This window comes from Parendozoicomonas sp. Alg238-R29 (assembly GCF_947331445.1).
Taxonomy (GTDB): Bacteria; Pseudomonadota; Gammaproteobacteria; order Pseudomonadales; family Endozoicomonadaceae; genus Sansalvadorimonas.
Genome location: NZ_CAMZOG010000124.1, coordinates 1 through 8,458, shown reverse-complemented (window position 1 = coordinate 8,458; position 8,458 = coordinate 1). Strand labels below are relative to the sequence as shown.

Annotated in this window: 7 protein-coding genes; 3 read left to right on the top strand and 4 right to left on the bottom strand. The window is 48.7% G+C overall.

Going from position 1 to position 8,458, the window contains the following annotated elements:
- Positions 1-756: IS4 family transposase (locus QMA35_RS20080; RefSeq protein ID WP_281648929.1), on the top strand; the 756-nt coding region annotated here is incomplete at its 5' end.
- Here QMA35_RS20080 and QMA35_RS20075 read toward each other — a convergent pair.
- A complete protein-coding gene (locus QMA35_RS20075) occupies positions 683-2,197 on the bottom strand; it encodes a hypothetical protein (protein WP_281648928.1) in 1,515 nt (504 codons plus the stop codon). The two genes, QMA35_RS20080 and QMA35_RS20075, sit on opposite strands and share 74 nt — an antisense overlap.
- Positions 2,198-2,408: 211 nt before the next feature.
- Between QMA35_RS20075 and def the strand changes: the two genes are divergently transcribed.
- Complete coding sequence (def, locus tag QMA35_RS20070) at positions 2,409-2,915, top strand: peptide deformylase (protein ID WP_281648927.1); 507 nt, start codon at positions 2,409-2,411, stop codon at positions 2,913-2,915.
- 4 nt (positions 2,916-2,919) lie between these two features.
- On the opposite strand, the gene QMA35_RS20065 is transcribed toward def, so the two are convergent.
- Together QMA35_RS20065 and QMA35_RS20060 are read right to left on the bottom strand one after the other, a co-directional pair.
- Complete coding sequence (locus QMA35_RS20065) at positions 2,920-4,992, bottom strand: prolyl oligopeptidase family serine peptidase (protein WP_281648926.1); 2,073 nt, start codon at positions 4,990-4,992, stop codon at positions 2,920-2,922.
- A 176-nt stretch (positions 4,993-5,168) separates the two neighbouring features.
- Entirely contained in the window at positions 5,169-5,954 is a 786-nt protein-coding gene (locus QMA35_RS20060) for a TatD family hydrolase (RefSeq protein ID WP_281648925.1), read from the bottom strand.
- A gap of 111 nt (positions 5,955-6,065) precedes the next feature.
- Here QMA35_RS20060 and QMA35_RS20055 point away from each other — a divergent pair, with 111 nt between their 5' ends.
- Positions 6,066-6,548, top strand: coding sequence for a copper chaperone PCu(A)C (locus QMA35_RS20055; protein WP_281648924.1), 483 nt, complete (start codon positions 6,066-6,068; stop codon positions 6,546-6,548).
- Between the two features lie 74 nt (positions 6,549-6,622).
- On the opposite strand, the gene QMA35_RS20050 is transcribed toward QMA35_RS20055, so the two are convergent.
- Positions 6,623-8,203, bottom strand: a complete 1,581-nt coding sequence (locus QMA35_RS20050; RefSeq protein WP_281648923.1) for a peptide chain release factor 3 — start codon at positions 8,201-8,203, stop codon at positions 6,623-6,625.
- Positions 8,204-8,458: the final 255 nt, after the last annotated feature.

Genomic DNA, 8,458 nt, shown 5'->3' with positions numbered 1-8,458 from the left:
TTTGAGTGGGCGCATTTCCGAAAAACCAAAGGCGGCATAAAGCTTCATACGGTGTATGACCCGAAGGCAGATACACCAACGTTTTTCGAACTGACCACCGCCAAGAGAAATGACTGTAAAACGGCTCAGAACCTTCCCATCATGGCAGGTGTCACCTATGTTTTTGACCGAGCTTACGACGACTACAGCTGGTATTACGAAATGACCTGTCAGGGCACGCAGTTTGTGGGCAGGATGAAAACCTCAGCAGTCTATGAAGTCGTTGAATGCCGTGAAACGACAGAAGAGTTTATCCTGGAAGACCAAATCATCAGGCTCTCTTCTGACAAAGGTCGAAAGGACTGTCCAACTGATCTCAGGCGGGTCAAGATTCGCCGGGAAGACGACAAAGTTCTGGTTTTTATCAGTAACGACCTGAAGAGAAGTGCTGCAGAGATTGCCGATTTATATAAATCCCGCTGGCAGATCGAACTGTTTTTCAAGTGGATTAAGCAGAATCTGAAGGTGAAGCGGTTCCTTGGGCGCAGTGAAAATGCTGTAAGAATACAGGTGCTCACAGCAATGATTGCCTACCTCCTGCTGCGGCTGGCTCAGATCACAACACCCTGCAAATTGTCGTTACAGCAAATAGCCCGAAGAATCAGTCTTAATCTGACCCGCCGTTGCTCTTTGTTGGAATTATTCAGTGATCCGCCGGATAGCATGGAAGTCGGCTTACTCCAGAATCAGGGGAGTCTGGAGCTGGTTTATGCTTAACCGGACAGTAGTGGTAGGTGTACTGGTTTTGCTGGTTATTTACTGTCAGTTTTCCTGAAAAGTAATCCCGACTGACGCGGTTCATAACCCCGGATATTGAGAATTCCCTGTCACTGCCAGAGATTTTCAGGGTTTCACCTTCCTCTCTGATCGAAGCGGTATTAATTAAGGACGGCATATCGTTGTATGGGTAGTAATACACATAAACACTGTCGCCAATAGGCAGGGCATACCCGGGGTTGTTGGCCATATTGCGGAAAGTAAAGGCCTGCTCAAAAGAAGCGATAACAGTTTGATCCACCGGAGACAGACTGTTCATAATTTTGGCTTCTGTTTCCAGGCAACCTTTGGGGCTGTCGTAGCAGCGAATTACACCATGGTTAGGGCTGCTTAATAGTCGAATGTTGGCTTTCAGGGCATTGTGGGCGTCATCTAGCTGCTCACGTGACGTCAAAGTCAGAAATGGACTGACCTGTGAAAACAACAACTGGCGAATAAATTCTTCTTGTTCTTTGGCTTCGGCAAACATTTTTCCCAGACGACGTCTGGCCGCTATGACTTCTGTTGATACAACACTGGCACCAACCGTTAGACCAAGCTGGTCGTAGGGTTTGAAATCTCGTTTCACTACGTAGGCATGACCATTGATTTCTCCATCGGTAAACAGCAGCTGGTTGCTGAAGTCCTGGCTGGCATAGTCAATAATGCCTGAAAGAATATTGTTGCAGGCCTCTGTGTTGTCCAGATTGCAGGAGGTGATGTGATAGCCCTCTTCCCCTTTGCTGAAAACATTGGATAACCGGCGAGGTTCACCTCCTCGCTGATAGGCGACAACTTCAATGCTGCCGTTGATATGTTTGTCTTTGGCTTCTGATTCTACGGAACTGAGGATGCTGAAAATACTGGCAACTTTTAAATTAGCGCTGGCATCGAAGGCGGTACGGTCAAAAATGCTGCTGAAGTTGATTTTAATGGCTAAAAACAGGCCTGCTCCGTAGTGCAACTCTCTGGTAAAACTGTCTCCGCAAGTATGACGGAAAGCATCCGGCCCTTCCGCATAAGCCTGTGATCCAACTTTGTTCAGGGCGTCCACACTGTAACCGGATGGTGTGTAAACCAATACTGGCAGCAGCACTTGTTGAACAAAGTAATAAGATTCTGACAGGCGGGATCCCCTTACGGCTCGGGCAAAACCTACAGCGGCACTTCCGGTGAAAATATCGTAACTGGCACTGGCTGAAAGATTGATATTCAGCGCCCGCTCCACATCGTCATAACTTCTCTGGCTGCCAAAGTTAATGGTGGTGGCCGCTGCTCCCTCAAAGTGTTGTTCACCGGTGTTCAGGCAGGAAAAACCGGTTGTTTGTAATCGATCGCTAGCGAACCCTTCTCCAAGAAATGTTGATGTCGGCAGGCTGCCGGATTCGGATGTTTCGCTCACTGGTGAGGTTGCCCAAAGTAGAGGGCTGAGCAGCAAGGCAATAGCTACGCAAAGGTTATACCTGAACATGGTGACGGGACTCAGCAGGTGAAAAACCAGTGGGGCAGTATAGATGCCAACCCTAAGTTACCGGTGTTTTATTGTAATCGGGTGTTTACACGCAAAGGGTGGCTATTCTTGATAGGTCGCAACCAATCATTGAAGGGATAGTATGGCGATCCGGCCTATGGTGTACGAACCAGACCCAGTACTGCGTACTCGTGCGCAGGAGGTCGATGATTTTGGTGATGAATTTCAGGTGCTGGTGGATGATATGTTCGAAACCATGTACGCCAACAAAGGGTGTGGACTGGCAGCGCCACAAATTGGTATTTCCCTGAGAGCATCTGTTATCGATCTTTCAGAACAATCTCAAAATCCTTTTGTAATAGTTAACCCGAAAATTATTGAGCGCAGAGGGGAGCATAAAATGGATGCGGGCTGCCTTTCCGTACCCGGAGCCTATGCCGCAGTGCTCCGTTCACAGTGGGTGAAGGTGCAGGCTTTGGATCGCCTTGGCAAACCTTTTGAGGTGGAAGGTGATGGCTTGTTAGCTGAGTGTTTGCAGCACGAGATTGACCACTTGGATGGCCTGCTGTTTATTGATCACCTGCAACCATTAAAGAAAAAAATGGTGCAGGGGAAATCCCGAAAATTCCGTAAAAAGAATAAACTTTAACGGTCTATCCCTGCAGGTGCTTTTGCAAAAATGCCTGGGCTCTGCAGCCGGTTTTCAGCCAGGATTCGTGGAGCAGGAACTGATGCCCTTCATCGGGAAGAGCCAGTGTTTCTACTTCAACAGACTGGCAGTTCAGGGCATGAGCCAGATGCTGGCTCTCCGCGAAGCTGACAGTTCTGTCGTTATCTCCATGAACCAGAAGAACTGGGCTCATCCAATGCTCAAGCCAACCCCAGGGAGATGACTCTTCCGCAATCTTGGCTCTGGCTATAGCTTCCGTAGCCGTTTCTCCCTGATCGCTGTTAAACAGTTGAGAACCCCAATGGGCTTTGCGCAGTTCCCGGGGGAAGTTGTGGCAACCATTAATAACAACACCGGCTCTGAATAGCCCACTGTTACGAGCCAGTGCCATAGCGCTGAGATAGCCACCCCATGATTCTCCTAAAACCCCAATGCGGGTGCGATCGATTTTGGGATGGCGGGTTAACCAGTGTCCGGCAGCTTGAATGTCTTGATAATCACTGGCTCCATCCCAGCCTCGCTCTGGGGCCTGCCGGAACAGCTTTCCATAGCCACTGGTACCGCGGTAATTAATATCCAGAACAATGAATCCGCAGTGGGCGAGCAACTGGCAAAAGGCATACTGGTAACTCATACCAAGCTGAGGATGAAAACCGGGAAGGCTTTGAACCCAGGGGCCGCCATGAATATTCAGAACGGCCGGGAATGGCCCTTCACCTTTTGGAGCGAAGAGTTGTCCGTAAAAAATATTGTGATCTCTGGAGCGAATGATTTCGCTTGTAGGTGGAGTAAAGTCTTTTGAAATTGTTGCCGGGTAATCATCGACAGGAGACAGCGCGCAACATTCACTGGTTTCCATATCCAATACTCCGATATGGCAGGAGTGCTGCTGATTACCGGTTAAATAGACAAGGTAGCGACCATCACTGCTGGGGGTTGGCTGCCAATACTGCATATCTTCCTGCAGCGGAAGCTTCTTATGTTCGCCCGTTTCAATATTAAGAACATCAAGGGAATAGTTGTGGCGACGTTTGCGGTTATGACTCAAAGCCAGCAATTCGCCATTCACGCTGGTGGCGTAGTCCTGAACCAGCCATGAGCCCTCTGTCACAGGTGAGCAGTGCCTATCAGACAGATTGAACTGATAAATATGATCCCAACCTGTGCTGTCATGGGAAAATATCAGTCGTTGGGTGCCAAGCCAGGCCAAAGGTCTCTGGCCATATTGCAGTGACATTCCGGCGTGTTCTTCGAGGCTGCTTCTCCAGACGGGTTTTACATGTTTGGTTTCAACATGCATCAGCATGACGGAAAAGCTTTCGGCTTGTTCCGAGAGCAAACGTTCTGCCACATCCATTTCCAGGCCAAGGAAACGGAAAAACGACAAATGTTTGGAATCCGGAGACCAGGACGGATTAAGGTCTCGATCGAATCCGGGTGACACCCACTGAATCTTACTTTCTCCAACCGTGTAAATTCCCAGAAGGGTGTGTTCCTCTCTCTGGCAGACAAATGCAAGATGTCTGCTGTTGGGAGACCAATTCAGGTAGAGGATTTGACCTCGTACAGAGAACAACTCAGAAGCAATTCGTCTTTTCGAATTGTTATCCTGAATTGGCTGGGCAAAAACTGTACCCTCCCGCGCCCAGGTAATGGCGGAATCGTCAGGAACAATTGTGGCTCTTACAACCATGGAAAGATCAACAGGATCTTTATCTGTTTCCAGGTCAAGTAGCTGTAACTGGCCAATGGGTGGAACGGTTTTCTGCCTTGGATTCGGACAGGGTACCCCATCAGAAAATGCGCCCCGGGTTAGAAGTAAATAACGACCGGAGGGAGAAAGGTCGACCAAACGAACCGGTTGTCCATCATCACCATCACTGCATAGAACTCGTCGCCGGTTACCGTTGGGGATATCCTGTATGAACAGCTCATGTTGACCTTTGTAGTAGTCAACCCAGGCAATCCGGTTGCGTAACAATGCCACACGATATTCCAGAGTGTGGCGGAAAGAAAAGTACGCCTTGAGTTCCGGCATGCCTGTACCCGCTGTCACATTAAGAGTTATCCGGCTCAGTCTATTTGGAGTATCAGAGCAGTAACCGGTGTTTTTAGTGTCGGATGTTGGAGCAGGGTGGTGTGAATAAAGTTTCCCCAGTGTCAGAAAAGCAGGCAGGGTCGTTGGTAGTGTTGGTTCTGATAACTATGTGACAGCGGAAGCAACAGCCACTGTCAGGACGGTATTTTCAGTGCTTTGCGGGTGTTATTCAGTAACTGGCAGGCCAGTGCCTTTTCGGGAAACTGCCGCAGGCCTGACATGATGCTCAAAACTGACACCAAGGTTAAAGGTGTATTACGTTGCCCTCGTGCTAATCCTGCAGGTGGAATGTCCGGGGCATCGGTCTCGAGAACAAAAGCTTCAATTGGTAACTCTGTAACTTGTCTGCGCAGGCGTTTTGCCCGTTCATAAGTCAGACTGCCGCCAATACCCAACTTGAATCCAAGGTTAATAAAGGCCTGAGCCTGTTGGTCGCTTCCTGACCACGCATGAACAATACCCCCCTCACGGAATCTCAGTTTTCTTAAAAGGCTCACAGTTTGATCGTGGGCTTTTCGAACGTGAAGAATCAGCGGTAAACCATGGTGTGCCGCTATAAGGGCCTGAGCAGCGAGCAGTTCTTCTTGCCTTTCGATGTCAGGGTTTTCAATCAGCAGATCGAGACCGGCTTCACCGACAGCAACAATGTTTTCAGGCTTTTGGGAGAGTATTTGATCAAGCTCTTCAAGGTATTCATCTTTGTGAGATCGAAGAAAGTAGGGGTGCAAACCCAGAGCTCCCCAAATATGAACGCCGCTGTTATGCCTGCCAAGAATGGATTGCAATCTTGGCCAGTGACACTGCTCTGTAGCTGGCAGGCAGATATGTTTTATTCCTGCCCGATGGCACTGCTCAAGCAGCTGATCTCTGTCTGAGTCAAAAACAGGAAAGTCGAGATGGCAGTGGCTGTCGAATAACATAAGTGAGCCTGTTTATTTTATCCCAGCACTAGGTATAGTTTTTCTAACAGCTCTGGGACGAGCTGCCTACAATAAATATCGGTATTGAGCCGGGCTAACAGGGGTGTGTCAATGTTCAGGAAGTGGTTGTCAGGAGTCTATCTGCCAGTAATGGCATTTACCTATGTTATGTTTCTTGCTGCCGGAGCCAATGCGGCACCTGTAGAGAATATTCAGATAACTGAACCAAGAGTTCGGGCGATGCCTCCCGGAAGCCCTAATACCGCCGCCTACCTGACAATCAAGAATCTTGGGAAAAGTGATATTGCCTTGGTGAAGGCGGATTCCCCTGTTGCCGAAAGTGTCATGCTTCATGACAACGTAAAAAAGAATGGCAAGATGAGTATGGTGCATCAGCATTCTGTCACCATTCCTGCGGGTAAGAGAGTGAAATTCAAGCCCGGAGGCCTGCATATCATGATTATGGGGCTGAATAAAAATCTGACTATCGGTGAAATGGTGCCTCTGGAACTGCATTTCAGCAATGGCAAGGTATTAAATGTGAAGGCTCCGGTGAAAAAACAGGTGACAGAGAAAGGAAATCTGTCTGGCTGATGATCACTGAAACTGAAGAAGATGAATGATTCCTGCCTGCAGAGGCAGACAGGGATCAAGAAACAGAGCGCCCCCTAGTGTTCGCGGGTGTTCCGGAACTTTACATCTGGCCAGCGCTCTTGTGCCAGAGACAAATTAACGCGTGTTGGCGCCAGGTAAGTCAGGTGACCACCGCCATCAATAGCAAGATTTTCATTATTTTTGCGCTTGAAATCGTCTAGCATTTTTGGATCGTCACACTCTACCCAGCGTGCAGTATTCACACTAACGCCTTCGTAAATAGCATCAACTTTGTACTCATCTTTCAAACGCTGAAGAACAACATCAAACTGCAGCACACCCACTGCACCAAGAATAAGGTCATTGTTCTTCTGGGGCATAAATAGCTGGGTGGCACCTTCTTCAGACAGCTGCTTCAGACCTTTCTGCAGCTGCTTCAGTTTCAGGGGGTCTTTCAGGCGTACACGTTTGAACAGTTCTGGCGCAAAGTGAGGAATACCCGTGAACTTCAGGGCTTCACCCTGAGTGAAGGTATCACCAATCTGGATAGTACCGTGGTTGTGTAAACCGATGATATCTCCGGAAACAGCTTCTTCTACCTGAGAGCGATCTCCAGCGAGGAAGGTGACCGCGTCAGCAACTTTTACATCTTTACCAAGGCGCACGTGCTTCATCTTCATGTTACGGGTGTATTTTCCGGAGCATACCCGCATAAAGGCCACACGGTCCCGGTGCTTTGGATCCATATTTGCCTGAATTTTGAAGATAAAACCGGAAAACTTCTCTTCAGTAGGTGGCACTTCCCGAGCGTCAGTAACACGAGGCAGAGGCTTTGGAGCCCACTCGGTGAAGTAGTAGAGCATTTCTCGAACACCGAAGTTAGCCAGTGCGGTACCGAAGAAAACCGGAGTCTGCTGGCCGGCCATAAACTCTTCCAGGTCAAACTGGTGGCTGGCACCGCGCACCAGTTCGATCTCATCCACAAACTCCTCATGAATGTCACCGAGAAGTTCTTTAGCTCCATCAGATTCCAACCCTTTGATTTGCACATCATCAGGAATGGTGTGCCCCATACCGGGCTGGAACACATGAATAGTGTCGGTGTAGAGGTTGTAAACACCTTTGAAGTTCTTACCCATGCTGATAGGCCAGGTAATAGGTGCGCAGTCGATTTTGAGGATGGATTCGATCTCATCCATCACCTCGATCTGATCACGAACTTCACGATCCATCTTGTTCACAAACGTGAAAATGGGCGTTTCCCGCATGCGGCAGACGTTCATCAGCTTGATAGTTCGATCTTCGACACCCTTAGCGCCATCAATCACCATCAGGCAGCTATCAACTGCAGTCAGAGTACGGTAAGTATCTTCGGAGAAATCTTCGTGCCCTGGAGTATCAAGCAGATTGACCATTCTGTCGTTGTAAGGAAACTGCATAACAGAGGTAGTAATGGAAATTCCACGATCCTGCTCCATGGTCATCCAGTCAGAGGTAGCCATCCGCCCGGACTTTTTGCCCTTAACTGTTCCCGCCATCTGGATAGCGTTTCCGAACAGCAGCAGCTTTTCGGTAATAGTGGTTTTACCGGCATCTGGGTGGGAAATAATGGCGAAAGTGCGGCGTTTGTTCACTTCCTGAATAAAGTCTGACATGGATCCTCGCGGGATGGACAGCTTGGTTTAAAGCTGGATATAAAAAATAGTTGCCGGATTATACTCTGCTGGCCGGGAAGGGGAATGGTGTTGTGTGTCTATTCCAAAGAGGGTTAATCCCATGTGCGTATTAATTGTGAGGGGTGGATTCCACCTTGATTCCTGCGTCACGCATAGTTCGAAACAGTTTCACCAGCTCATCACAGGTTTTAACCAGAAGAGGAGGCTCGGCTCTGTTCACAATAAATGTGGGTT